Annotated in this window: 25 protein-coding genes and 2 other annotated features; of the genes, 8 read left to right on the forward strand and 17 right to left on the reverse strand. The window is 45.9% G+C overall.

All coding sequences use genetic code 11. The annotated features are described in order from the left end of the window. Window positions 1–81: 81 nt before the first annotated feature. The gene (locus AC27FN_RS03085; RefSeq protein WP_487166591.1) at window positions 82–522 is read right to left on the reverse strand and encodes an ArpU family phage packaging/lysis transcriptional regulator; all 441 of its coding nucleotides are present in this window, start codon (window positions 520–522) and stop codon (window positions 82–84) included. 98 nt (window positions 523–620) lie between these two features. Between AC27FN_RS03085 and AC27FN_RS03090 the strand changes: the two genes are divergently transcribed. From AC27FN_RS03090 to AC27FN_RS03100, 3 genes are all read left to right on the forward strand, one after another. Continuing rightward, window positions 621–1058 (forward strand): UPF0236 family transposase-like protein, encoded by a 438-nt coding sequence (locus tag AC27FN_RS03090; RefSeq protein WP_487166548.1) that lies wholly within the window; start codon window positions 621–623, stop codon window positions 1056–1058. Between the two features lies 1 nt (window position 1059). Further along, the gene (locus AC27FN_RS03095; protein ID WP_487166549.1) at window positions 1060–2010 is read left to right on the forward strand and encodes an ISLre2 family transposase; all 951 of its coding nucleotides are present in this window, start codon (window positions 1060–1062) and stop codon (window positions 2008–2010) included. 61 nt (window positions 2011–2071) lie between these two features. Further along, the gene (locus tag AC27FN_RS03100) at window positions 2072–2434 is read left to right on the forward strand and encodes a tyrosine-type recombinase/integrase (RefSeq protein ID WP_487166592.1); all 363 of its coding nucleotides are present in this window, start codon (window positions 2072–2074) and stop codon (window positions 2432–2434) included. 160 nt (window positions 2435–2594) lie between these two features. On the opposite strand, the gene guaA is transcribed toward AC27FN_RS03100, so the two are convergent. From guaA to AC27FN_RS03155, 11 genes are all read right to left on the reverse strand, one after another. After that, complete coding sequence (guaA, locus tag AC27FN_RS03105) at window positions 2595–4154, reverse strand: glutamine-hydrolyzing GMP synthase (RefSeq protein ID WP_487166550.1); 1560 nt, start codon at window positions 4152–4154, stop codon at window positions 2595–2597. A gap of 30 nt (window positions 4155–4184) precedes the next feature. Further along, complete coding sequence (guaB, locus tag AC27FN_RS03110; protein WP_487166551.1) at window positions 4185–5333, reverse strand: IMP dehydrogenase; 1149 nt, start codon at window positions 5331–5333, stop codon at window positions 4185–4187. A 241-nt stretch (window positions 5334–5574) separates the two neighbouring features. Beyond that, the gene (gene rplT / locus AC27FN_RS03115; protein ID WP_407882566.1) at window positions 5575–5931 is read right to left on the reverse strand and encodes a 50S ribosomal protein L20; all 357 of its coding nucleotides are present in this window, start codon (window positions 5929–5931) and stop codon (window positions 5575–5577) included. Window positions 5932–5980: 49 nt separating this feature from the next. Next, window positions 5981–6178: a 50S ribosomal protein L35 gene (gene rpmI / locus AC27FN_RS03120; RefSeq protein ID WP_487166552.1), complete on the reverse strand. Its 198-nt coding sequence runs from the start codon at window positions 6176–6178 to the stop codon at window positions 5981–5983. Between the two features lie 73 nt (window positions 6179–6251). Beyond that, window positions 6252–6782, reverse strand: a complete 531-nt coding sequence (gene infC, locus AC27FN_RS03125; RefSeq protein ID WP_407882013.1) for a translation initiation factor IF-3 — start codon at window positions 6780–6782, stop codon at window positions 6252–6254. Between the two features lie 30 nt (window positions 6783–6812). After that, window positions 6813–6941: a sequence feature (ribosomal protein L20 leader region), on the reverse strand. Window positions 6942–7007: 66 nt separating this feature from the next. Further along, window positions 7008–8321, reverse strand: a complete 1314-nt coding sequence (locus AC27FN_RS03130; protein ID WP_487166553.1) for a uracil-xanthine permease family protein — start codon at window positions 8319–8321, stop codon at window positions 7008–7010. 399 nt (window positions 8322–8720) lie between these two features. After that, the gene (thrS, locus tag AC27FN_RS03135) at window positions 8721–10667 is read right to left on the reverse strand and encodes a threonine--tRNA ligase (RefSeq protein WP_487166554.1); all 1947 of its coding nucleotides are present in this window, start codon (window positions 10665–10667) and stop codon (window positions 8721–8723) included. Window positions 10668–11234: 567 nt separating this feature from the next. After that, entirely contained in the window at window positions 11235–11435 is a 201-nt protein-coding gene (locus AC27FN_RS03140) for a cold-shock protein (protein ID WP_407882010.1), read from the reverse strand. A 181-nt stretch (window positions 11436–11616) separates the two neighbouring features. Beyond that, on the reverse strand, window positions 11617–11874 hold the full coding sequence (locus AC27FN_RS03145) for a hypothetical protein (protein WP_487166555.1): 258 nt from the start codon (window positions 11872–11874) through the stop codon (window positions 11617–11619). Window positions 11875–11877: 3 nt separating this feature from the next. Further along, the gene (locus AC27FN_RS03150) at window positions 11878–12213 is read right to left on the reverse strand and encodes a hypothetical protein (RefSeq protein ID WP_487166556.1); all 336 of its coding nucleotides are present in this window, start codon (window positions 12211–12213) and stop codon (window positions 11878–11880) included. Continuing rightward, the gene (locus AC27FN_RS03155) at window positions 12206–13051 is read right to left on the reverse strand and encodes a Cof-type HAD-IIB family hydrolase (protein WP_487166593.1); all 846 of its coding nucleotides are present in this window, start codon (window positions 13049–13051) and stop codon (window positions 12206–12208) included. The genes AC27FN_RS03150 and AC27FN_RS03155 overlap by 8 nt, the downstream gene beginning before the upstream one ends. 153 nt (window positions 13052–13204) lie before the next feature. Between AC27FN_RS03155 and AC27FN_RS03160 the strand changes: the two genes are divergently transcribed. The 3 genes from AC27FN_RS03160 (at window position 13205) to AC27FN_RS03170 (ending at window position 15455) form a co-directional block, all read left to right on the forward strand. Then, window positions 13205–14167, forward strand: coding sequence for a 2-hydroxyacid dehydrogenase family protein (locus AC27FN_RS03160; RefSeq protein WP_487166557.1), 963 nt, complete (start codon window positions 13205–13207; stop codon window positions 14165–14167). 133 nt (window positions 14168–14300) lie between these two features. Further along, the gene (gene mscL / locus AC27FN_RS03165) at window positions 14301–14687 is read left to right on the forward strand and encodes a large-conductance mechanosensitive channel protein MscL (protein ID WP_487166558.1); all 387 of its coding nucleotides are present in this window, start codon (window positions 14301–14303) and stop codon (window positions 14685–14687) included. A 132-nt stretch (window positions 14688–14819) separates the two neighbouring features. Next, window positions 14820–15455: a deoxynucleoside kinase gene (locus AC27FN_RS03170; protein ID WP_487166559.1), complete on the forward strand. Its 636-nt coding sequence runs from the start codon at window positions 14820–14822 to the stop codon at window positions 15453–15455. Between the two features lie 103 nt (window positions 15456–15558). Here the strand turns inward: AC27FN_RS03170 and pepV are convergent, their stop codons facing one another. Next, a complete protein-coding gene (pepV, locus tag AC27FN_RS03175; RefSeq protein ID WP_487166560.1) occupies window positions 15559–16977 on the reverse strand; it encodes a dipeptidase PepV in 1419 nt (472 codons plus the stop codon). A gap of 130 nt (window positions 16978–17107) precedes the next feature. On the opposite strand from pepV, the gene AC27FN_RS03180 reads away from it, so the two are divergent. Continuing rightward, on the forward strand, window positions 17108–17941 hold the full coding sequence (locus AC27FN_RS03180; RefSeq protein WP_487166594.1) for an NAD(P)H-hydrate dehydratase: 834 nt from the start codon (window positions 17108–17110) through the stop codon (window positions 17939–17941). Between the two features lie 189 nt (window positions 17942–18130). Here AC27FN_RS03180 and AC27FN_RS03185 read toward each other — a convergent pair whose 3' ends face one another. From AC27FN_RS03185 to leuS, 3 genes are all read right to left on the reverse strand, one after another. Further along, window positions 18131–18865, reverse strand: a complete 735-nt coding sequence (locus tag AC27FN_RS03185) for a pseudouridine synthase (RefSeq protein WP_487166595.1) — start codon at window positions 18863–18865, stop codon at window positions 18131–18133. A 35-nt stretch (window positions 18866–18900) separates the two neighbouring features. Next, window positions 18901–21177 (reverse strand): putative polysaccharide biosynthesis protein, encoded by a 2277-nt coding sequence (locus AC27FN_RS03190; protein WP_487166561.1) that lies wholly within the window; start codon window positions 21175–21177, stop codon window positions 18901–18903. A gap of 283 nt (window positions 21178–21460) precedes the next feature. Then, window positions 21461–23884, reverse strand: coding sequence for a leucine--tRNA ligase (gene leuS, locus AC27FN_RS03195; protein WP_487166562.1), 2424 nt, complete (start codon window positions 23882–23884; stop codon window positions 21461–21463). A 127-nt stretch (window positions 23885–24011) separates the two neighbouring features. Further along, window positions 24012–24234, reverse strand: a binding site (T-box leader). A gap of 261 nt (window positions 24235–24495) precedes the next feature. On the opposite strand from leuS, the gene AC27FN_RS03200 reads away from it, so the two are divergent. Further along, entirely contained in the window at window positions 24496–25143 is a 648-nt protein-coding gene (locus AC27FN_RS03200) for a phosphatase PAP2 family protein (RefSeq protein ID WP_487166563.1), read from the forward strand. Window positions 25144–25252: 109 nt separating this feature from the next. Here AC27FN_RS03200 and AC27FN_RS03205 read toward each other — a convergent pair whose 3' ends face one another. After that, window positions 25253–26725, reverse strand: coding sequence for an MDR family MFS transporter (locus AC27FN_RS03205; RefSeq protein WP_487166564.1), 1473 nt, complete (start codon window positions 26723–26725; stop codon window positions 25253–25255). Window positions 26726–26818 lie beyond the last annotated feature (93 nt).

Raw genomic sequence — 26818 nt, forward strand, 5'->3', positions numbered from 1 at the left:
AGCATGTAGACTCTCACCTTAACTATTTCACACTACCACTATACGCCGGCTCGAATCCACTTTTCGCCCACTCTTTTCCCGCTAGAAGTCCGCTTTTTTATAAACGTGAAGGTCATACTCCGAACTATACTTGTCAAACACATCAGCGAACTCAACCAGTGCATTCGTTTCTAGCTCGTTGTAACGAGTGTGTTCAACATTTATCTGAGAGTGAATCTCAAAGTCTGCCACATCGTGAAGATAGCAGGTAGTTAAGATCTTCTTACTGGGCTGCTTGTAACTTCTGATCGACCATATAACCTCGTCGAAAATGGTCTGTGCGGCAAGTTGACGGCTGATATTTTCTTCGGCGGTATTGCGAAAACTAGGTGATTTAGGCATGCCATCGCTTACCGGCGACTTTAACGCAGTCAAGTCCTCATTTGTATACCGCCGAAACTGCTGAAAATCTTTGCTGAAGAATTGACGAACAGCAGCAGTCTGCTTTCGGTCAATGTCTGGAAATAGTGCTTCGATATCGATGTTAGTGTAAAGTTTCTCTCGGTAAGGTCAAATTGACAAAAGAAGACCGCTATCTTCTAATTGAGTTACCACACAAAATTAGAAAGAAGCGGTCTTCCATGTCTCCGATTGTATCAATAGTTAGCGCCAGTTTAAACACAAATCAGCCATTCTTAACATTAGAGAATGAGTTACTTCAAAAATTTTCTGAGTTTATTTGTGCCGAAGTCAGTGTCACGTTTGAAGCCTTTGATGACCAATTATGTCTTCATCAAGGTCATCAGATTCTGCGCAAAGATTCACGAACCATTCAACGTCTCTTTGGTTCAGTGACCTTTAAACGGCGGTTAGTTGTGACGGCTAATGGTGACTGCTTTTATCCATTTGACCAAGCGATAGGCCTCCAGTCCAAGCAACGGTATTCTGCTCTCTTCAAGGCGCGCGTGGCGAAGCTGATTTCACATGGCACGATGCGTAGTATAGCCCTGACAGTTAATCAATTAACACCAGCCACCATCAGTCATCAGTCATCAGACGATCAATCAGCTTGGTCATGAAGTGGGTGCTCAGCTTGAAGAAGTGCGTCAAGCCGAGGCGGCTTATGGCACAAGGACTTCTGAACGCCGCCAAGTTTCACGATTACACATTGAAGGCGATGCCTTTGAAGTCAAACTTAAAGGTCAACAGCGTGTCATGGTCCATCGCATACAGATTAGTGAAGGTGTCATGATTAATGGGTATCGTCATCGGTTGATGAAGCGACATGTGATCAGTCATGTGAGTCATGCCCAGGCATTTGCGGAAGCCAGTGCCTACATTGGTCAATATTATGATGTCCAACAGACCACCGTCATTACAGGCAGTGATAATGGGAGTGGTTACGAGCCACTACGCTTTCGTGAGTTAGTCCCACATGTCAAGTATCAGATTCATGTCCTTGATCATTACCACTTGTCTCGCAAGATCAAAGAACGAATGACGCCATTTCCGATCTTAACCAAGAAGCTACGACAAGCCATCTATTATGCGAATTGGGATCAGGTCGAAGTCGTTTTGGATACAGCTGAGAGCATCGCCACTGCTCGTTTGGAGGTCGATCCCGATGCGGTTACGAATCTCATTTTATTGCGGGCTTACCTTAGGCGTAATTGGACTTATCTGAGCCCACGATCACAAGACTTAAATCTAAAAGGCCTGGGTAATTGTGAAGCCAATCATCGGCGTTATACCTACCGTTTGAAGAAACAAGGTCGATCATGGTCGAAAGCAGGATTAGCTGCGATGTTGCGGATTATTGATTGCGAACAAAATGAGGACTTAATCAAGAGCTTATCGCAGCCCCCGCTACTTGAGACGCCTTTAAAGCAATCTCCTAAGCCATCGACACGTGGTTTAATGAACCCACCCTTTGTCGCTCATGTTAGTGTTTTACAGGGGACAATTAAAGAACACGCAGCGGCAGGACACAACTTTAACAAAATGGCACAAGCGCTAATGCGTTTGAACTAAAAGTTCGTCAAGATATAACTCAATTAGCGGAAGCCGAGGAAAACTTGACACTAACCGTTCCATTTATGTATTTGGCGATATCGTAGAAATGTGTCATTATGTCATCGATGAATCTGAAAACCTTAGACGACGCAATAACCTCCCTATTTCGGATGATGATTTTGTTTATTTGAATGAAGATAATGGTAAGCCCGTTCATCCAACGTATCCTAATCGAATGCTAAAGAAAGTGAGCAAGGCGTATGGAATTGAAGTGCATCCACATTTGCTTCGGCACTACTTTGCTACTGAAGCTACAGGATCAAATTTGCCTAGTATGGACGTCATGCACTGGCTAGGCCATAAACATGTTCAGATGACAGAAGACTACACCCGTGGAACAGAGGCCGGTATGTTGCATGTCATGAATGGGATCAAGCGATAAATCTGGGAGAAAATACTTAAAAATAAATCTCCCAGATTTTCTCCCAAGAATTAGTGTTAAAACATACGAATCTATCAGATTCAAGAATACCTATAAACAAGTAAAAACAGCCATTATCTAAGGATAATTACCCACAGATAATGGCTGTTTATTTTACATTTTATTCGTACTCAATCGTTGCCGGTGGCTTGCCCGTAATGTCATACAGGACGCGGTTAACCCCAGGCACCTCATTGACAATGCGAGCTGATACCTTACCAAGCACCGTCCAAGGAACTTCAGCAAATTCGGCGGTCATGCCGTCGACACTGGTGACTGCTCGAATCACGATGGCCTCGTCATAGGTGCGGCCGTCGCCCATCACGCCGACACTTTGAATGCCAGGTAAAGCGGTGAAATATTGCCAAACGGTTTTGTCCAAGCCGGCCGCGGCAAATTCAGCGCGCAAAATTGCGTCTGATTCGCGGACCAGTGTTAGCTTGGCTGGTGTCACTGCACCAAGCACCCGAATCGCTAATCCTGGACCTGGGAATGGCTGCCGCCACACAAGTTCATGCGGCATACCAAGTTCTTCGCCAAGCTTACGCACTTCATCTTTAAACAGCTTATTTAGTGGTTCGATAAGTTTGAAGTGCAGGTCTTCTGGCAGTCCACCAACATTATGATGGGATTTAATCGTCTGTGCGGTATCCGTGCCGGATTCAATCACATCCGTGTACAGCGTGCCTTGGGCAAGGAAGTCGACCCCATCTAACTTGCGGGCTTCATCACTGAAGACCTCAATAAATTCCTTACCAATAATCTTACGTTTGGTTTCAGGATCCGTTACCCCCGCTAGTTTGCCTAAGAAACGATCACTGGCATCAACTGCGACGATGTTCACACCGAATTTGCCTTGTAGACTATCGAGGACTTGTTGGGCTTCATCTTTACGTAACAAACCATGATCAACAAAGACCGCGGTTAATTGGTCGCCAATTGCCCGATGCAACAATACAGCAACCACACTGGAATCTACGCCACCAGATAAGCCTAATAAGACCTTTTTATCGCCGACCGTTTGCTTAATCTCAGCCAACTGCATGTCGATAAAATCACTCATTGTCCAATTCGCAGTAGCGCCGGCAATGTCAAAGACAAAGTGGCGTAAAATGTCGTTGCCGTGTTCAGTCAACCGCACTTCTGGATGAAATTGCAAGCCATAAAAGCCCCGCGCGACATTTTGCATCGCTGCCACTGGCGAATTAGCGCTACTGCCAATTTTTTCAAAACCATCGGGCAGTTGTTTAACGTAATCACCATGGCTCATCAACACCTGCTGATCAGCAGCCATCCCCTTGAAAAGTGGCGACTGTTCATCATCGATATGCATGGTAGATTGACCATAGTCCCCGTTATCTTCAGCCGGCACTACTTGGCCACCAGGCAGGTCTTTAGCCATCAACTGCATTCCGTAACAGATCCCTAGAATCGGTAAGCCTAATTCATAGATGGCTGGGTCAACCGTCAATGCGTCTTTTGCATAAACGCTGTTGGGACCGCCGGAAAAAATGATCGCTTTAACGCCCATCTGTTTGATTTGAGCTGCCGTCATCGTGTGCGGTTTCAATTCAGAATAAACACCAAATTCGCGAATTCGTCGGGTAATCAACTGGTTGTACTGACTGCCAAAGTCTAATACAACGACCCGATCAAATTTTGTTTGATCCATTGTTTGCATGGGTTCTCCTCATCAATCGTCAGTTAGTTATTAAGCCCGTTTGTAGTTTGGTGCAACTTTCGTGATCTGTACATCATGAGGATGAGACTCGATCAACCCAGCATTCGTGATTTGTACAAACTGCGCATGATTAATTAAATCATCCACAGTATGTGCACCGGTATAACCCATTCCTGAGCGCAGGCCACCAATCATTTGGAACAAGACATCGGCCACTGGACCTTTGTAACTCGTCCGGCCTTCAATACCTTCTGGAACCAACTTCTTTTCTTCTTTAACGCCACTTTGGAAATAGCGGTCAGAAGAGCCGTGTTCCATCGCAGCCAAGGAACCCATGCCACGATACGTTTTATACTTTTTACCATCATCACCAGTGAAAATCTCGCCCGGTGCCTCATCAGTTCCGGCTAACATACTGCCCAGCATCACGGCGTTGCCACCAGCCGCTAATGCTTTAACGATGTCACCGGAATACTTAATGCCACCGTCGGCAATGATTTGTTTGCCATATTCGGCAGCAACTTGCGCGGCATCAAAGATCGCCGTAATTTGGGGTACCCCAACGCCAGCAACTACGCGCGTTGTACAAATCGAACCTGGCCCGATTCCAACTTTTACTACATCCACGCCAGCTTCAAACAAGGCGCGAGTCCCAGCAGCTGTTGCCACGTTACCGGCAATTAATGTTCGCTCTGGGTACTGTTCACGAATTTCAGCAATCTTATCGAGCACCCCTTTAGAATGACCATGTGCGGTATCGATAATAATGGCGTCCGCCCCAGCGGTAAACAAACGTTCTGCTCGTTCAAACGTGTCAGCGGTAACTCCGACCGCCGCGGCAACTAGTAAGCGACCTTTTTCATCCACAGCCGCATCAGGTGTGGATGACAGATCAACCGTGGCCGCCTTAACGTGACTAACTTCTTCGGCCTGAGCTTCAATACTCATATTTTTATGAATGACCCCTAAACCACCCTGTTGGGCCATGACTGTTGCCAGACGTGCTTCAGTCACCGTGTCCATACTGGCACTTAAGATGGGAATGTTCAGCTTTAAATTACGTCCCAATTGTGTCTGTAGCTGAACCTGATTCGGTAATACATCACTAGCTGCGGGGATCAGCAGCACATCATCAAAAGTTAAACCTTGTTTAGCGAACTTGTCATTCCAGTTGGTCATGGTGATCAATTCCTCCTATATAACGTTATGCCGAGCACGTTATGATTACGTTTACTTAACGAGTAACTACTCAAAATAAATTGTTACTAATTTAGCAGGTTTGCCTAAGTGGCGTCAATAGCCAGACCCGAACGATAAATTATATTTCACTGTGAATTATTTGCCGGCCGATAAATGCACACCAAACAAAAAAAGACCACTACCAAATCTGGTAGTGATCCCTAAATGCATTTAGATGAGGTTACTTCAAAGCCTTGGCAGCTTCTTTAACCAATGAGTTGAACGCCCGGGTGTCGTTGACCGCTAAGTCAGCTAACATCTTACGGTTCATTTCAATGTTGGCAACTTTCAAACCGTGCATGAATGTGCTGTAGCTCATGTCGTTTTGACGAGCCGCTGCGTTAATCCGAGCAATCCACAACTTACGGAAGTTACGCTTAGTTGCTTTCCGGTCACGGTAAGCATATTGCCATGACTTCCAAACTTGTTGTTTGGCAACCTTAAATTGAATATGCTTAGGACCACGATAGCCCTTAGCTAATTTGATCATCTTACGGCGACGTTGCCGAGTAACAGTTCCACCTTTAACACGCATAATTGTTTCCTCCAATAATTGACCAAGTCTGGTCAGATTCTAGTGTTGATAATTACTTGGTCAATAACAACTTCTTGTAAGTCTTAACCGTTGTTGCATCCATCATCTTGGTACCACGTAATTGACGACGTTGCTTCTTGGTCTTACCGTGGAAACGGTGACTTGTATAAGCGTTGCCGCTGATAAAACCGCCCTTTGCGGATTGTTTGAACCGCTTGGCAGCGGCACGGTTAGTCTTTTGCTTTGGCATAAGAATGTCCTCCTCTAAACAGGAGCGTCAAGTTCACGAACAGCTCAACACTCACTTTCCTAAATAAATTAACTTACTTTTCTGGCTTTGGTGACAGAACCAAGAACATGCTCCGGCCATCCATTTTGGCGTGTTGTTGAACATCAGCGATTTCCTTAGTGGCCGCCGCCATTTTGTTCAAAACGTCACGTCCAATTTCTTTATGCGTAATCGCCCGACCACGGAACCGAATCGAAACACGAACCTTGTTACCCTTTTGCAGGAACTTTTCCGCATTTTTCAGCTTCGTATTGAAGTCGTTTTCGTCAATCGTTGGACTGAGCCGAATTTCTTTCATTTCGACCGTCTTTTGATTCTTACGAGCTTCACGCTGCTTCTTTTGTTGCTCGAAGCGGTACTTCCCATAATCCATGATTCTGGCAACTGGTGGTTTCGCTTTTGCGGCCACCAGCACCAAATCCAAGTTTGCATCATCGGCAAGCTGTTGGGCCTCGCTGGTTGGCTTAACACCAAGCTGGTCACCGTTAGCGGCAATCAACCGAACCTCGCGGGCACGGATTGCGTTATTTACCAAAGTATCTTGAGCTATGGTATTCACCTCCATAAATTCTTAGCGAATCAACAATGAAGAGATTTAACAGAAAAAAGACGGGTGATTGAAATCACCCGCCGTCCGCACTAGGTCACCCTAATCCGGTTCAACTCATCTTTAGCCTGGCAACCATATCACCGAGGCGAGAAGCGGGTGCTTCTGCTTTTCTCAACAGTTAAATATAATACAGGACGTCCTAAGAGATGTCAAGCAGCTCGATCAAGTGGTTGACTTAGATTACTCCGCTTCCTCATTCGGTTTCAATTCGCCACTCACTTTTTCACTGGCCGCATCTTGAGGCAACACTAGATTAAGCACAATGCCTAAAATCGTCGCAAAGGCTAAGCCAGTGAATTGAAAATTACCAAGTTGTAGATAAGCATTACCAATTCCGATGACCATCACTGACGACGCGATCATCAAATTACGTTTCTTCCCCAAATCAATGTGGTTGTTGATCAAAACAGACACACCACTGGTGGCAATTGTCCCAAATAATAAGAAACTGATTCCCCCAATAACCGGAAGTGGCATTGCCATAATCAATACATTTAACTTGTTCACAAAGGCGAAGATGATGGCAAACAAAGCCGCACCCATCAGCACATACACGCTATGAACTTTGGTAATGGCCATCACCCCAATGTTTTCCCCATAACTTGTCACTGCTGGGCCTCCGACTAAGCCAGCCACTACTGATGCAGCGCCATCCCCGGCCAACGTGCGGTTTAGACCTGGGTCCTTAAAGAAGTTCCGGTGCGTCAAGTTGTCTAACACCATAATGTGCCCCATGTGCTCGGTCATGGTCACAAAAGCAATTGGTGCAATCGTCACAATCGCGCCCCACTCCAGATGAAAGTGATACGTCAAACCAGGGACTTGAAAGTCTGGCAATTTAAACCAAGGCGCCACGGCAATCGCATGTAAATCAACAATCCCCGCGAAAATACTGATGATGTAGCCCGACACAATCGCCAATAATACGGGAATCAAACCCAGAAATCCTTTGAATAACATGTTGAAGAAAATGGCCAGTAACAGCGTCGCCATGGCAATGCCAAAGTACATCAAGTTGTAGTGACCATTTTTCATCATCGCGTCCGTCGCCGCACTACCGGCTAGCGATAAACCGATGACCATCACAATCGGTCCCACCACGATCGGTGGTAACACCCGATCGACCCAGCCGGATCCGATCATGCCGATTAAACCAGCCACGATTAAATAGACTAATCCAACCGCGACAACCCCTTGCCCAATGCCAGGATAACCAGTCGTTTTCATTAACGCTAACATTGGTGTGATAAAAGCAAAGCTTGAGCCCATGTAGGCTGGAATTTTACGTTGGGTGATCATGATGTGTAAAAGCGTCCCCACCCCTGAGGAAAAGAGCGCAATGCTGGGACTCAAGCCAACCAATAAGGGCACAATTACTGTCGAGCCAAACATGGAGAACATGTGCTGAAGTGACAAGCCGACCCACGGCCAAAATTTTGGTCGATCGTGGATATCAAGGACTGCCTCATCATCATGGTACGTCTGCTGTTGCATAGGAAACCCCTTTCCAAAAACACAAGGATTGAACCCGTTGTCTGAAAGGTTGCCGGCCGAAAAGAAAACCACTTACCGAGTAGGCAAGTGGTTTCGAGGCGTTTAGCTATTCATAAATAGGTAAACGTTAGCCGATCCCTTACTAGCCTCACAGGACTACGTTAAAGGTTCATATTTGATTGCTAATAGCATAATAAATTGATGAGCTAGCGTCAAGTCCTTTTTCCAGAGCGTGAACCAGACCGTTTTGAAACCGAGCACCAACGGGCAATCACAATTGGGCATATTTGGCCCGGTTGTGGTTGTTGGTTGGGCAGAGGCTTCAGGTCTGGCGAACGCGTTTTCAGTGCGCTAGCCACCGCAACTTAGCCAAAAATTTATTGGCTGGCAATCAACCTACTAATCACGTGAATAACTGGCTAAATCGTCCAAAATCGTGGACAGAAAGTCTTGGCGACTCTGACTAACTGAGTCATCTTGCCCATAGCGCCGAACAGAGACTGATTCATCAGCTTTTTCCTTCTCACCCACAACCAGCGTGTAAGGAATCTTGTGCGTTTGTGCGTCACGAATCTTAAAGTTCATCTTTTCGTTGCGATCATCAACCGTTGCTCGAATACCTGCTGCTGCAAATTGTTTCCGTAAACTCTGTGCATAATCACCTTGATGATCATCGCTGACAGGAATAATGGAAACTTGATGTGGTGCTAACCAGGTTGGGAAAGCACCCTTATAGATTTCCGTCAAGTACGCTGTGAAACGTTCCATGGTGGAAACTAATCCACGATGGATCATCACTGGGCGATGTTCTTCACCATCAGCACCCACATAGTGCAAGTCAAATCGTTCTGGCAGCATGAAGTCTAGTTGAATCGTTGATAGCGTTTCTTCGTTACCAAGGGCCGTCTTCGTTTGAACGTCTAATTTTGGTCCATAGAAAGCGGCTTCCCCTTCAGCCTCAACGTAGTCTAATCCGAGGTCATCCATGGCCCCTTTCAACATTGTTTGTGCCTTTTCCCACATTTGATCATTAGCATAGTATTTTTCCGTGTTTTCTGGATCACGATAGCTTAAACGGAATGAGTAGTCCTTAATATCAAAGTCTGCATAAACTTCAACCATCAAGTTCAAAATCTTCTTAAATTCGTCTTGAATTTGGTCTGGCGTCACAAACGTGTGTCCATCATTTAACGTCATTTCCCGAACCCGCTGTAGACCAGACAAAGCCCCAGATTTTTCGTAACGGTGCATCATCCCCAATTCCGCAATTCGCAATGGTAACTCACGGTAAGAGCGAATATGATGCTTGTACACTTGAATGTGACTCGGACAATTCATTGGCCGCAATTCTAGCAGTTCACCATCACCCATATCCATTGGTGGGAACATATCCTCACGGTAGTGGTCCCAGTGACCAGATGTCTTGTACGCATCTAAGTTCATCAGCACTGGCGTATAAACGTGCTCGTAGCCGTGTTCCAACTCTTTATCGATGATGTAGCGTTCAATCGTCCGACGAATCGTGGCACCGTTTGGCATCCAGTAAGGTAAACCAGCACCGACCTTAGGATCGACGAAGAAAAGGTCCAGGTCGTTACCAATCACCCGATGGTCACGGTCATGCGCTTCTTGACGCCGAACGTCATCTGCATCCAGTGAAGCTTGATCAAAGAATGCTGTTCCGTAAATCCGTTGTAGCATGGGATTAGACGACTTGCCTTCCCAATAGGCACCGGCAACCGATAACAGTTTAAAGATTTTAACGGCACCAGTGGCTGACATTTGGACCCCGTCGCTTAAATCAACAAAATCGCCTTGGTGGTAAACCACGACTTGATTCTCATTTTGAGCAGCTGCTTCTTCAACCAGTTGCGTTTGATAAGGGTCGCCTTCAACTAACGCTAAGGCATCAGCTTTACTCAAAACTTCCCGTTTAATGGGTAAGTTAGCCTTCACCAGTTCACGCATCTTCGCTTCAACTGTCGCCAAATCATCAGAACTAACTTGTTGGGCAGGATTATCCGTGTCGAAGAAGAAACCATCTTCATTGGCTTCGCCAACCCCAAAGTGCATATCAGGATACAATTGATGCAGCGCGTTTGCTAAAATCTGTGAGGCCGTATGCCGTAAAACGATTAGCGCTTCAGGTGCATCTTTAGTAACAATTTCCAGCTTACCATCCGCCATCAATGGCGCCTTATAGTCGACTAATTCACCATCCAATTTGCCGGCAACAGCTTTTTTCGCCAAACTGATACTGATTGATTTGGCAATCTCTTCAGTTGTGATTCCCGCCTCAAAGGATTTTACTGCACCATCTGGAAACGTAATCTTAATTTCTGCCATTCCACTCACTCCTCTTTAGTCGTAAAAAATCATAAAAAAATCCCTAACCGCAAATGCAGTTAGGGACGTCATTAACGTTGTGCCACCCAAAATTCACAGCCCTTGACAATATACAATATCAACACATCACAAAGGCTGCCTCTCGTGACCAATAACGCGGTCAATCGGTCCGGCTTTGGGTCACCGGTCGCTTGAGTCAGGAGTAACGAACGGGCCCGAATAGAACTGTTGCAGCGATCAGTTCTTCTCTGTGAATCGGTAACCCGTCAATCATATCTGACTGGAATGACATCATGGTAAACCACAGTTGCCAACTGTGTCAATGACAATTTCGGACTTGCTGGTTAGCAACCGGTACATCGACAACAATGAATCGACAGAAACTACAAATCAAAAAAACACCCACCAATACAGGATGTATCGGTAGGTGCACCTATTTGTCTTATCTCGTAAAACGTTAAATAGTGACTCAATGCTGTTCCAAGTCACTGAGAGTGCGATGATTTATTTCACATCGCTTGACCAAGCATAACACACAAACGTGTTAAAACCTAATCGATTTAAAAATTACGCTTTAACAACGTTAGTAGCTTGTGGGCCACGGTCGCTGTCTTCAACATCAAAGGTAACGTGTTGGCCTTCATCCAACGTCTTGAAGCCGTCGCCTTGGATTGCTGAGAAGTGAACGAACACATCATCGCCACTTTCACGAGTGATGAAGCCAAAACCTTTGTCGCCGTTAAACCATTTAACTGTACCTTGTTCCATAAGAATGAAACCTCCTGCGCATTGCGCATCATTAATTTTGCATTTACAAGTGAGCTAGAAAGTCATCATTCATTCATTTGAAGAACAAGTAATTTATAACCGTACTATCAACACAATAAAGTCACTATACAGGACTTCTTTGAGATAAGCAAACATTATCGCTTAAAATCCGTAATCATTGTCATAAATATTGAGCTCGTAAGGCAGCCATGCGCACACAAACCGCTGCCCCAAAACGCAATGAATTAATTTCACTCAGCTGAATCTGTAATTGCCATTTGTCGCTTAAATCCCACGGATCTAAATAATCCAACACGACTGTATCCCCCACAAAGTCACTGATAACCCCAGTAAAATCAGTATCAATTAACTGTTCGTCAGCCAATTGCTGAATGGTCGCGATATTGATCACCTGTTGGGTTTGAAGTGCTTGTCGCAAAATTTAGCGCAGTAGGTCTTCCGTCGGCAACGTGACCTTAGCTAGCTGGTTAGCTAACTGCCAGGGATCACCATACCCACCTATTTGAGCGGCTTGCTGCCAGACGGCTATGCTCCGTAAATAGTCAGAAGTTAATTTGACTTCGCCAATAAAGGCTCGATTAATTAACTGAATGCCGTTGGTCGAACCATTTGGATCAACTACTTTTAACAACACATGTGAGGCGTCTGTTGCTAGAATTGTTCCAACGCTAAAAGTTTCAGCATCGGCAAAATTATAAATAGCGACTAGTGATTGACGAGCTTTTGCAGTAGCCAACTGTTCAACTACATCAGCCATGGTGATAACTCGGTAAAACATGTTCTTGAATAATTTCGGCCATCGCTGCTTGATCATTGGTCGCCTTGGTCACAAACTTTGCGGCGGCCGCGACTTCAGGCACGGCATTAGCTACTGCTACCCCAACACCAGCTGCTTCAATCATCGATAAATCATTAAAATTATCCCCCACCGCCATCGTTTCACTTTGGTCAAGCTGCAGTAATTCGGCCAACTGCAGTAAAGCACGGCCTTTATTGATGCCTTTGCGGTTAAATTCGATGTACCGTCCAGAAGAAAAAGTCACGTCGACGTCATCCCCGTACTGGGCCATCACAAAATCAGCTAATTCATGTTGCCGGGCCACATCCGGTGTTTCAAAAATCACTTTCATGATTGGCTCGCTCGCTAAAAAGCCTAAGTCAGGTTCATCCAATCGCGTAAACGGAACGGCCCGTGAAGCCATGTAGGCGGCGTCCGTGGGTGTTTGATGATAAATGTACAACTGATTCAAGGTGTAGGCATGACAGCTCACCTGATCAAACGTTCGTCCTGCATCAAAGACCCCTTTAGCAACCGCAAACGGAATGCCATTTGTCGCCAACACACGGTCACCTGCATTCTCCAAAATAGCGGCGCCGTTAAACGAAATTTTATACTGACCAGGCTGTTGCGCCAATCCCAGCGCCTGTAAATTATCTTCAAAGGATTCGTATCCTCGTCCTGAATTGGGCACGAAGTACACACCAGCTGCTGTCGCTGCTTTAATCGCCTGAATATTTTTAGCACTCAACGTGCCATCTGTATCGAGCAACGTCTCGTCCAAATCACTTGCAATTAATTTAATCAAAATTGTCACTCCCATTTAGATCGTTGTCATCATGACATCGTCTCTGCTTCTCATTCAGCATACCGAAAAAGCAAGGGCGTGACAATGATGTAAACGATTTCGTGGTGTATAGTTAAGTCGAATCAATGTGACACGTTAAAAAAATGAAAGAAGTGAATCCTTATGAGTAAAGTTTTCGTATCTGCACCACTTCCCGACAAGGCAAGTGCCCTGCTACACGATGCCGGTTTGACCGTTAATGCTTACACCGGTGATGGTTTAATTGACCATGATCAATTAAAAACGGCCGTGGCTGATGCAGATTTTCTCATCACCGCATTATCAACGCAAGTCGACAACGACATTATTGAGTCCGCACCACATTTGAAATTGATCGCTAATTATGGCGCTGGATTCAATAACATCGATATTGCTAGTGCGAAGGCGCATCACATTCTGGTCACCAACACCCCAGCAGTCTCCACAACATCGACGGCTGAAGTCACGGTTGGCTTAATTCTGGCGTTGCTTCATCGCATTGCTGAAGGTGACCGACTCATGCGCAGCACTGGTTTTACCGGTTGGGCTCCCTTATTTTTCTTAGGCCACGAACTTGCCGGTAAAACAGTCGGAATTATTGGCATGGGCAGCATTGGCCAAGCAGTCGCTAAACGTCTCCATGCTTTTGATATGCATATTTTGTACAGTCAGCGTAAACCATTGCCGAGTGAAACCGAACTCGCCTTAGACGCGACCTACGCGACGGTCCCTGAAATTCTCAGTGCCGCTGATATCATTACCGTCCATGTTCCACTGACGGATGGAACCCGTCACCTCATCGACGCTGATGCAATGGCTCAAATGAAAGCTAGTGCCGTGTTAATTAATGCGGCCCGAGGCCCAATTATTGACGAAGCAGCCTTACTAACAGCCCTGCAAAATCATCAACTTGCTGGCGCAGCCCTCGATGTTTATACCGATGAGCCTCATGTCGCGGATGGCTTCAAAGCATTAGATAATGTCGTATTAACACCGCATATCGGTAATGCAACGGTCGAAGCCCGTGACGCGATGGCTGAAATCGTGGCCAACAACGTCATTGCATTAGATGCTGGGCATGAAGCCAAATTCATCGTTAACCCGTAACCAAAAATCCCGCAGTAAAGGCGTTATTTTAATCAGCAGACTGGTCACAACTGCTTGCATTCGCTACAATAAATCTAAACCAAATTGGCAATTTTCATGATCGTCAATTGACAAAATGGAGGATTTATCGAGTATGTGGTCAGAGTTTAAAACATTTATTGCGCGAGGCAATGTGATCGACCTAGCCGTTGGGGTGATCATTGGCTCCGCCTTCACCGCGATTGTTAAGTCGTTGGTAAACACGTTAATCAATCCGCTCCTAGGCTTATTTACTGGCGGCATCGACTTCTCCAGTTGGGTCGTTAAACTAGGTGGCGCCAGCTTTCGGTTCGGTAGTTTCATCAATGCGATCATTAACTTTCTGATCATCGCGTTTGTTGTCTTCCTCATGGTAAAGGCGATCAATCGTTTTATGCCCAAAAAAGAAGCCGATCAAGCGGAAGATACCAAAACAGACCAGCTGTTGATGGAAATTCGGGACGAGTTAAAAGCAGCTAACGACCACGCACCAAAGGAATAAATTTTTTTTGAACGTCAGACACCTTGTCTGGCGCTCTTTTATTCAATGAATTGTCAGCAATACATCCGGTAGCCAGCCGCAAAATGTTGTACTATATGTGGTAGTGTTAAAAAACTTGAATGAGGAGATATCATGGTGATAATTACCGCAGGCATGATCGGGGTTGGTAAAACCACTCTGACTGGATTAATCGCAGATCACTTACACACGAAAGCTTTTTTTGAACCGGTTGGTGATAATCCGGTCCTTCCCCTATACTACAAGGATCCGAAGCAATACGGTTTTCTGCTCCAGATTTTCTTTTTAAATAAACGTTTTTCAATGATCAAGCAAGCGTTGGCGGACGATAATAACGTCCTCGACCGGTCAATCTACGAAGACGCCTTATTCACAAAAGAAAACAACAAGGAAGGCAACATTTCGGATACTGAACTTGATGTCTACCTAAAATTACTCGACAATATGATGAATGAGCTGCAAGAGTTGCCGAAGAAGGCACCCGACTTAATGGTTTATTCTGAAACCGACTTTGAAACGATCCTCTACCGGATTAAAAAACGCGGTCGTGATTACGAGCAGTTTGATGACGACCCAGGTCTACGCGACTACTACTACAAGATGTGGTCCGCTTACAAGGATTGGTACCGCGAATATGATGCCTCACCAAAAATGAAGGTTGATTTGCAAAAATACGACTTAGAGGATCCTAAAAACATCCAAGAAGTCTTAGCCGAAATTGATGAACATCTAGCGGCAATTCGCCATTAATCTTTTCAATAACAAAATAAATCCCCCACAACAGCTCGAAGCTAAGCCGGTTGTGGGGGATTTATTTTGTTATTAAGGTGACTAGCCCGGTAAAAATTTCAAACTAATCAGCATCCGTTTGATTACCTAATTCAGCAATGGCCTGTGCGTAAATCGCGGCAGCTCGGTATAGATCGTCCACCGGAATAAATTCATTGGGTTGGTGCATCGTATCAGGTGTATCTGGGAACATGGCACCAAAGGCAACGCCCCGCTTCATCAACCGACCGTACGTGCCACCGCCAACAACTTCTTCTTTGGCTGGTAAGCCGGTCTGTTCGTGGTAAATGTTTAACAGGGTCTTAACGATCGGATCCTCGGCGTCCACGTAATGTGGCACCATCGCCCGACCAGCTTTAGCCGTGCCATTGTGCGCTTGAGCAGCCTTTACCACCGCATCAGTGAGTGCTTCAGCAGTCGTATTCTTAGGATAGCGGAAGTTCAAAGTTACCTGACCTGCTTGTCCAGCAAAGCGTAAAATCCCAATGTTCAGTGACAAAGCACCCATGACCGCGTCAGTGATGGCAACACCTAGATGTGCACCGACTGTATCATCGTGAACATCGTCGCGCACGAACGTTAAAAAGTCGATTGCTGCACCAGTGAAAGTTTGGCCAGCTAAAAAGGCCGCTAAGTAAGTCCCGGCATTGATCCCATTTTCAGGCATCGCGCCGTGAGAAGCCTTCCCGTCGACATGCAGGTGAACCCCATCTTCCTCGATGGTCACTTCACCAGTGACAGGGGCCTGATCTAAGAAGGCCGTAAAGTCACTGACCAAGGCCTCATTGTCGCCACTAGCCACCACTGCATCCGCTTGGGCGGGCACCATATTGTCTCGTTCACCGGACACAAAGGAAATTAACGTGTTATCGGCCTCAGCCTCTTGACCACCGTCAAACGTTGCTTTCAACGTGATATTTCCCTTTTCGCCGTTAATAATTGGGAATTCTGCATCTGGTGAAAAGCCTAAGGTTGGCGCTGGCTCAACTTCAAAATAACGATTCATCCCCGTCCAATCGGATTCTTCATCTGTCCCAATAATAAAACGAATCTTGCGCTTGAGGGGCAAGCCGAGTTCGGACACAATCTTTAATCCATAATAAGCGGCCATTCCGGGGCCCTTATCGTCAGAAGCACCCCGAGCATATAAACGTCCATCTTTTAAGGTTGGTGTAAACGGATCAGTATCCCAACCAGTATCAGCTGGCATTTCATCCACATGCGCCAAAACAGCCAGTGTTTCTTTAGCATCTGGGTCACCAAGCTCTACATATCCAACCACATTATCAATATTCTTGGTTCGAAAACCATCACGCTTAGCCAAACTTAAAAATGTTTCTAAAGCGGCTTTTGGTCCCGGCCCAAGTGGTGCGTCATCGGTGGCCTTACTATCATCACGCACACTAGGAATTTCTAACATCGTCTGTAAGTCGGTCATCAAATCTGTTTTACGTTGTGCTACTTCTGCTTGCCAATCTGTCATTTACCCTGCTCCTTTTCTTTTCATCATTATGCCATAGTTTAGCATAAATTAAGTGCTAAACACGGTCATGATGACTGAGAATGCTATACTCGACATAAAGTCGTGATGAAAGAGGTGCTTGACGATGGCAATTCAACCGATTACTGAAGCAATTCTTCGACAAACAATCCGGCCACGACCGGCGGACAGTCACAAGGGAACTTATGGCCGTGTCGTGTTAATTGGTGGCAATGCGCGTTATGGTGGGGCGATCATTATGGCCACGACCGCCGCAATTTATGCTGGGGCCGGCCTAACAACCACGCTCACCGATCCGCTGAATATTACGGCACTGCATGCGCGAATGCCAGAAGCGATGGTCGTTGATTTTCACAAATTAAATTTGCTGCGTGAACTTACCGAAGCTGCTAACAGTGTCGTCATTGGTCCCGGGTTAGGCACAGATGATGCTAGTTTAAAGATTTTACAAGCTGTCTTTGCAACTGTCAGTGCGCAACAGTCGGTAACCATTGATGGATCTGCGATTGACCTAATCGCAAGCCACGATCTACCATTGCCACAAGCAAAAATAATCTTTACCCCTCACGAGATGGAGTGGCAGCGCTTATCAGGTCTGACCATTTCCCAACAAACAGCCGCCAACAACACTCGCTTAGCGCAACAACTCGGTGGCATAATCGTTTTAAAAAAGCATCACACCCAAGTGCTATTTAAAGATCAAACATTTGAAAATCCTGGGGGGACACCAGCGATGGCGACAGGTGGTATGGGGGATACCTTAGCTGGTATGGTTGGTGGCTTCACCGCCCAATTTGCCAATCAATTGAATGCCGTCTTATCAGCTGTGTTTATCCACAGCCAGATTGCAGATGATTTAGCTCACAATGCTTACGTCGTCTTGCCGACCCAAATCAGTGAAGAAATTCCTTGGTATATGAAGCAATATTCTCTCCCCCAAGCTTAAGCTTAGCCAATTTAAATACCGGGCCAACGCTGCTCAATTTCACAGACATCCTGTTATCCACCAGAAAATACAGGACAATGCACTCACATAAAAGCGAACCTCAACTGATGACAATGTCATCAATTGAGGTTCGCTTTTTGGCTCGTTATTAATCGACTTCAGCAGCCACTTTTTTAAAGCCAATTCATCTTATTCTAAATTAGCAGCTCGTTTGGTCGCCGCTAACTCTTCTTCTGTCAACGCCCGATAGTGACCCGGCAATAGGCCGCCAGTCCCAATCGTTAGCGGTCCAAACGCTTCTCGATCTAAGGCAACCACCCGTTGTCCCAAAGACCCCACCATCCGTTTAACTTGGTGATATTTGCCCTCCGCCAAGGTCAGCCGAATCGTGGTCTGATTTAGCGCTAAGTCCTGATCGCCAACGGCTAGCGTAGCAGGTTTCAACTGCGTCCCATCTTTTAAGGTAATTCCCGCAGCAACTTTGGCAACGTCATCAGCCGACAACGTGCCAGTGATCGTGGCTCGATACCGTTTTAAAACGTGATGTTTGGGACTCGTCAAGCGGTGTCCCAACTCGCCATCATTCGTAATTAAGAGCGCCCCGGTCGTGTCCTTGTCTAAGCGCCCCACGGGAAACAAATCATCGCGAAAATCGGCCGCGTTGATTAGATTCATGACTGTCGTTGCCTGACCATCAGTGGTTGCGGTAACGACGCCAATTGGTTTATTCATCAAGTAATACACAAACGGTTGATAAATGACCCGTTCGCCCCCCACGGTGACGACATCACCATTTGGATCAACACTTTGACGCGCCTGAGTGACTAATTGCTCGTTCAATCTGACATGCCCGGCTTTAATCAATTGGCGCGTTTGCCGACGGGTAGCGACGCGCATTTCAGTTAAATATCGATCAATTCGCATTGACGTGGCCATGAAGCCTCCTTTTGGTTGACCAGTTATTTAATGTGCAATCGTTGACGTAAGTTGGCAGCTCGTTCACCTAGCATCGCATCAGCTAAGTGCGATCGCAGCGCTAGATAGACGTAAACGCCACCACCAAGCATCGTCGCCAACAATACTTCAACAAAGGCTAGCGATTTAAATTGGGTATTTAAGACGTGATCTAGGCCCCAGACTGTCAACCGTGCCACGATAAAAGTCGCCAGTGCGTAAACAATAATTTGATTTAAGCGATGCCATAATCCTTCCCAGTCTAAGCTAAAGTGGTGATCTAAATTACGCAAGATCAACCAACAAGAAACCCCAAAACCGATGGCAGTGGCCAGCAATGGTCCAAGTGGTTCCGCCAAGGCAACTAATGGGAACTGAAGCAGCATCTTCACAATTAACCCAATGACCAAGTACCAAATCACCGCTCGGTTTTGATCAACGCCTTGCATAATGGTCGACAATACTGTAAAGAGCCCAAACAGAATGGATAGATAGGCTGAAAACTCTAGCACAATTGAACCCGGCAACGAATAACGGTAGAAGAACGTGTATAGCGGCACCGAGATGGCCGCCATCCCCAATGCAGACGGAATCATGATGAAACTAAACAACTGCAATGTAAAATTGATTTGGTTACTGGTACCACTTTGATCCTTTAACGTATGAGCTTCCGTCAATATTGGAATCGCAGTTGCAGCTAATGCTGAAGCTAAAGAAACCGTAATCATAATGATTTTATTTGCATTGAAGTCAAAAAATGCATACAGCGTGTTTTGCATGCTGTAACTAAGGTTTGAAGTTAAATGCATGATCTTGAAAAATGTCATCTGATCAAACAATTGGTAAATTGCGATGGCACTGGGCACGATCGTAAAAGGAATTGCCTGCCACACAATTTGTTTCAACAACTGGGGGGTCGAAATAATTAGTCCGTCATGTGAGTTGGCAATTTTGGTTCTAAAATAACCTCGATAGCGCCACATTTGATACACTAAAACACCGATTCCGGCAATGGCCCCTAATCCGGCTGCAAACGTAGATTGAACGACAGCCCGTGGCCAATTTTGGGCAGGTGCATGCCCCACTTCCATAATTAAATAAGCCGTCAGTAACATATAAATAATTCGAATCAACTGCTCAATAAATTGCGATACCGCACTAGGTGCCATCATGTGGTAACCCTGAAACATCCCGCGCATCATAGATAAAGTTGGAAAGACAAACACGGCCAACGTCAACGACCGCAATACCGGAATCACGTTGGGGTCGCCTGTCGTCAGTAAGTTAAGCGGGGCAGCGACCCACAAAATCACAGCCGCAATGATGCCCGTAATCAAGGAAAGCATCATCCCTCGTTTGAATAAACGAAAACCAATGCCATATTCGTTGAGCGCATTATAGTGCGCAATCAATTTTGAAATCGCCGCTGGAATCCCCGCCGTAGAAATCATGAGTACGATCGAATAAACGTTGTACCCCTTAGAAAATAAAGCATTGGCTTGGTTATAAAAGCTGCCAAACCAAATCACCCAAGGGATAATGTACAACGCGCCCAAGATCCGCGAGGTGATACTAGCGGCCGTCATCCAGCCGGTACCACGCAAAATCTGTTCCTGGTCAGAGACGGCGCCAGCTTCAAACCCTGGTTTTTCAACAATTGCGGCTAGGTCTTCGTCAGCTTCCACCACGTCTTGATCAACTACTGTCACTGGGGATTGTTCATCAGAAAATGACGCTGCCCGCACCGGTTTAACAACCGGGTCCTTCAGCGACTGGTCAATTGATTTATCGGCCACTTGCCGCTGAGAATCAGCAGATTTTGGCGCTACTTCAGCGGCCTTGCCGGGCCGATTTTGCTCGCCACCTTGCCCAGCCATTGAAGCGCTCACTAATGCCTCAAGCGGAACCGGTCGGTCAGTGGCTGTCGTCGACGTTGCCTCAGCAGGGCTCGCTTGCTCAGTCGTGACAGTCATTGACGAGGCCATCGATATCGCGGCCGATGCATCTTCACCAATTGTTTCGCTAGCCAAACTCACTGATCCACTAGCAGATTCTGCTGCGGGTGAACTTGTGGTGGGCTGGGATTGGTCCGTGACCGGCTGTGCTTCATTATTAGGATTAGTAGCCGTTGATTGTCCCTCATCTTCAGCAGCGGTTGATTGACCAGCTGAGGTTCCTAAATGAAAATGGCCCATCAAACTATTGAGGGTTTTTCGCCGCCGAAATTGTTTACGGGTTGGCAACGGTTGCGCTTCAGTTGATGTTGGATCTTTCTTTGACATAACAATCTCAATTCTAATTAGAGTCAGGTTCCATTGAAGTTATAGTGTACCGCGACTAAGCCAACGATGACACGAAAAAAGTCAGCTTTAGTAAAATCACAATTAGTTACACAGCCTATTTATTATACGAAGTTTCATTGAATGATTTCAACGATAACCGCATGACTAAATCAGTTAGAACTCACAATACGGCTGAATCTATTCTATATTCAAAAACGGACGCAACCACCCAAAAAACAATGGTTACGTCCGCCCCTTAAATGTAGTCGTTCACAAAAATCAATTAATTTGCCACCACATTGACAATCTTACCTGGCACAACAATCGTCTTGCGAACGGTTTTATCGGCCAGTGCCTTCTGCATATGTTCATCCGCTAAGGCCAGCTCGCCTAATTCTTCACGACTGATATCTTTAGCCACTGTCACATGACTCTTCACCTTACCATTCACTTGCAGCACGATTTCTACCGTCCGTTCTACCAATTTGGCTGGATCGTACGTTGGCCACGGCTGATAAGCGATGGTTTCTGATTCATTGAAGTAATGCCACAGCTCTTCAGCAAGATGCGGTACCAATGGTGCTAACAGTTTAATAAAGCCTTCCATGTAAGGTACAGGTAAATCATCCACTTTATGCGCTTCGTTTACAAAGACCATCATCTGGGAAATGGCAGTATTGAAGTGCATACGTTCATAATCCTCAGTGACTTTCTTAACCGTCTCATGATAAACCTTATCAAGCTGGCCATCATTAATCGTCGTGACTCGATCGCGCAGATGATTGTTATCATCAATCATCAAACGCCAGACCCGTTGTAACCACTTGTAGGCACCATTGATGCCATCTTCGCTCCATGGTTTAGATTCCTCCAGTGGTCCCATAAACATTTCATACAACCGCAGCGTATCGGCTCCATATTTGTCGACAATGTCATCTGGGTTAATCACGTTACCCTTGGATTTGGACATCTTCTCATGATTATTTCCGAGAATCATCCCTTGGTTGACTAACTTCTGGAATGGTTCTTTGGTTGGTACCACACCCAAATCATATAACACCTTGTGCCAAAAACGGGCATACAGTAAATGTAAAACCGCATGTTCGGCACCACCAATGTATAAGTCAACTGGCAGCCAATATTTTAGCTTTTCCGGATCAGCCAGTGCCTGTTGATTGTGCGGATCGATATAGCGTAAGAAGTACCAGGACGAGCCAGCCCATTGTGGCATCGTATTCGTATCCCGTTTACCATGACGACCATTTTTGTCCGTCACATTGACCCAATCTTCAATATTTGCTAATGGACTTTCACCAGTTCCCGATGGTTCCAGTTGGTCGGTGTCTGGCAATGTTAATGGTAATTCATCTTCCGGTACTAGCGTCGTTTCCCCGTCATCCCAGTGAATCACAGGAATCGGCTCGCCCCAATATCGCTGGCGACTGAAAATCCAGTCCCGCAAACGGTAATTGATCTTCTTAGCACCCGCTTGATGTTCTGTTAACCAGTCAATCGCCGCATTGATGGCCGTTTGTTTATCTAGCCCATTCAAAAAGTCTGAATTTATATGGACGCCATCGCCTGTATAAGCTGCCTCCGTCACATCGCCACCTTCAATAACTGGCTTAATTGGTAAGGCAAACTTTTTAGCGAAATCAAAGTCACGTGTGTCATGCGCTGGAACAGCCATAATTGCACCGGTCCCGTAAGAAGCCAGCACGTAATCAGCAATCCAGATTGGTAGTCGTTCGCCATTAATCGGGTTAATACCATAGGCACCGGTGAAGACACCCGTTTTATCCTTATTCAAATCCGTCCGTTCCAAATCCGACTTAGAAGCGATCTGCTGGCGATAATCACTGACTGCAGCCTGCTGATCAGCTGTTGTGATTTGGTCAACCAAGTCATGCTCGGGCGCTAAAACAAGATATGACGCACCAAATAAAGTATCCGGACGAGTCGTAAAGACTTCGATTTTTGTTGTGTCGCTTTGATCAGCAACCTCGAAAAATACACTAGCACCTTCTGAACGGCCAATCCAATTACGCTGCTGTTCTTTGATACTTTCGGGCCAATCCAAATCATCTAAATCGTCTAACAAACGATCAGCATACGCCGTAATTTTCAAAACCCACTGTCGCATTGGCACGCGATAGACCGGATAGCCACCGCGCTCTGTTTTGCCATCAACGACCTCTTCATTGGCGACGACGGTTCCACCCATGAAATCAGGCGCCCAGTTCACCATAATCTCGTCTTCATAAGCTAAACCGCGTTTGTAAAGTTGCTCAAAAATCCATTGCGTCCACCGATAATACTCCGGATCAGTCGTATTGATCTCACGGTCCCAGTCATACGAAAATCCCAGGGACTTAACCTGCTTGCGAAAGACATCAATATTCTGATCGGTAAAACTTTTGGGATTGTGGCCGGTTTTTAATGCGTATTGCTCAGCAGGCAAACCAAATGCGTCCCATCCCATTGGATGTAACACATTAAAACCCTGCATCCGCTTTAGGCGACTCATTGCGTCAGTTGCGGTATACCCCTCTGGGTGGCCAACGTGTAGTCCTTGTCCTGATGGATAAGGGAACATATCTAAGGCATAATATTTAGGCTGATCTACGCCATCCTTGGCCTTAAATGTATGGTTTGTTTCCCAGTATTTCTGCCACTTTTTTTCAATACTTCGATGATCGTATGGCATAGTAGCCTCCTTATACGGTTCGTTAACGTTACCCAAAAAGCTAGGAACCAGCGGTGGGGCTCGACTTGCGGATTAAACGCAAAGTCCCTCGACACAAAAAAAGTCCTATTAACTGCCACCAAGCAGTTAATAGGACGGAATTTTCCGCGGTACCACCTATCTTTTGTCAGACTCACACTGTCTGACAACCCTCAAAGTCAATAACGCCGACCTGCGAAAATGCCTACCACCTAGCTTCAGCATTTTTGGTTTTAGCGGTGAGTTCAACGTTGACTTTAAACTGGCTTGCACCATCCGCCAGCTCACTTCATTAAAGCCATCATTTACTAATCCGCACCCGTTAACTGTTTAAAAGAATGGTCTTAGCATAGCAGTTCAAACTAGGAAAAACAAGCGTGTGTTGCTCGAAGAAAAGCTAACGTTTGCCTTGGTGAGTGATTGAGTGCAGCCTTGGACGAGTACTAGTTTAACTTTAGATCAAATGGCCACGATGTTATTCAAAATCAGCCAACCTGTACGTTTCAACTAATCTCAAGGTGTGAGTCATGTTATAATGAACAACACTCACTTCAATCAATCGGCGGTGATTTTCCATTAATCAAACAACTTCAATGCGCTGGCAACGATTCCGCTGGCTGATCATCGGCCTCGGTTCACTGATCTTTTTCATTTTGCTAACCGGACTGCTGCTACGCGTACCACTGTTACATACATTCGATCAAGGGTTGACTCATTTAATTCGCCAACCTGTTACGCCCGAACGAACCTGGTTTTTCCGTAACATCACTCGGTTAGGCAATGTTAAATTTACTCTAGTGGTGATGATCGTTTTTTCACTAGGCCTGTGGTGGCGACAAAAAATGCAAGGGGCCCTCTTCTTTGCAATCAATGTAGGCGTCTTGGCGTTAGTGGTAAACACGCTCATCAAACACCTAGTTGCTCGACCACGACCCTTGATTCTGCATTTAGTGACGGCAGGCGGTTTCAGTTTCCCCAGTGGTCATGCCATGAATGTCACTTTGATGTATGGCTCCCTCATCATCTTATGTAACCTATATGTCGACCGATTTGCATTACGGGCCGTCTTTAATGCATTATTGACCTTACTGATCATCACGATTTGTTTAAGCCGCGTTTATTTGGGGGTTCATTTTCCAAGTGATGTGGTTGCTGGTGCCAGTCTTGCCTTAGCTGAACTCCTGATCTCTCGCTATCTATTCTTTGGCCCGCACAGCGTATCGGCGACGCGACTTAACTGAATGATTATACGAATAAAGCCTCCCCAAATTGGGAAGGCTTTATTTTTTAGGCCAAATCTGACCAGCTCTTTAACCAATAGCATCGCTATCTTAATGTTTAAGCAGGCAATTAAGCTTTCGCATGTTGCGGCCGATCCAACAGATTCAAAGCCCCTGCTAAGACGACCAATATCAGAGCGACAATGAAGACATGACGAACCCCACTGCCCATAATTGATCGTAGCGTTGGTAAAATTTTAGCTGGCAGTTGCTGAGCCGTTTCCGGATTGATCAGCGCGTTCAATTGACTGAGTTTGACTCCCGGATGGGCAGCCACACCATGAGCTAAGCTGGCATTCATCACAATCCCATAAATAGCGAGCATGACTGTCTGAGACAGACTTCGTGCCAGCGTATTAAACGAGGTCGCCATCCCGATGTTAACTGGGTCGACTAAATGCTGACTTGTTACCGTTGTCGTCGTAATACTAATCCCGAAACCGACACCCAATTCGGCCGAGACCACTAGAAAGACCCAAAAGGCGCTTTGAGAAGGCAGTAGAACTAGCGCAACGGCACCGATTAAAACAATCCCAATGCTAATGCCCACAATTCGCTGTGGCGTTAGCTTGGTAATGACCCGACCCGTAATAAACGAGCCTACGATCCACATCACAGAACTAGGTGTCACGGCAAAACCCGCTTCTGCGGCACGTAAACCCAGTAGGCCCTGCGTCCATGTCGGAATATACACGTTAAAACAAATTAAGAAACCGGAAATTAACGCAGCCACCGCATTTTGCACGACAAAAGTCCGCTCACTAAATAGTTGTAAATCAATAATCGGATCCACTGCGCGGCGCTCTTGCCAAATAAACAGGCCCAGGGCCACGATCGCCATCACAAAAACGCCAATAATTAGCCCAACGTTGGCAGTCCCGTCACCGCTCATTTGAAAACCAATCATTAATCCCAACAATGCCACAGATAGCCAAAGACTGCCTAACACATCCAGGGGTGCTTCTGCCGGCTGTTGCTTGGGTTCATGTAAAAAAATCATGATCATCAAAATGGTGACTAAGCCAATCGGAATATTAATAAAAAACACCCAGTGCCAGCTTAATTGATCTACGATAAAACCACCAAGTAACGGTGCGACTACTGAAGCCACACCCCAAGCCGATCCATTTAACCCCATCACCTGTGCCCTTTTTTCGAAGGGATAAATATCTGCAATGATGGTAAAAGAGACCGGCATAATCGTCCCGGCCCCGATCCCTTGTATCGCTCGCCAAAGAATTAAGGTGCCCATCGAATTTGACAGACCGCTCATCATTGAGCCAAACACAAATACGGCTAAACCAAATAAAAAGACTGGCTTTCGACCAATTCGATCCGAAAGTTTGCCATAAATCGGAGTTGCTAACGAATTGGTTAACAAATAGATGGAGAAAACCCAATTCATCAACGTGACGCCATGCAGATCACCAACAATCGTCGGCATTGCTGTCGACACTATCGTTCCTTCCACAGCTGACATGAAGGTGGCTACAAACAAGGCCACCGTGACCAGCGTGACATTAGTCGTCCGTTTCTTCGTCATTCACTTATCCTAACTTTCCATAAAATCATCATTATAATGTCAAAACAACACATCAAGACTCGACATCATCAAGCCGTGAGCCATAAATATTAT

Source organism: Furfurilactobacillus sp. W61-4 (assembly GCF_057545565.1).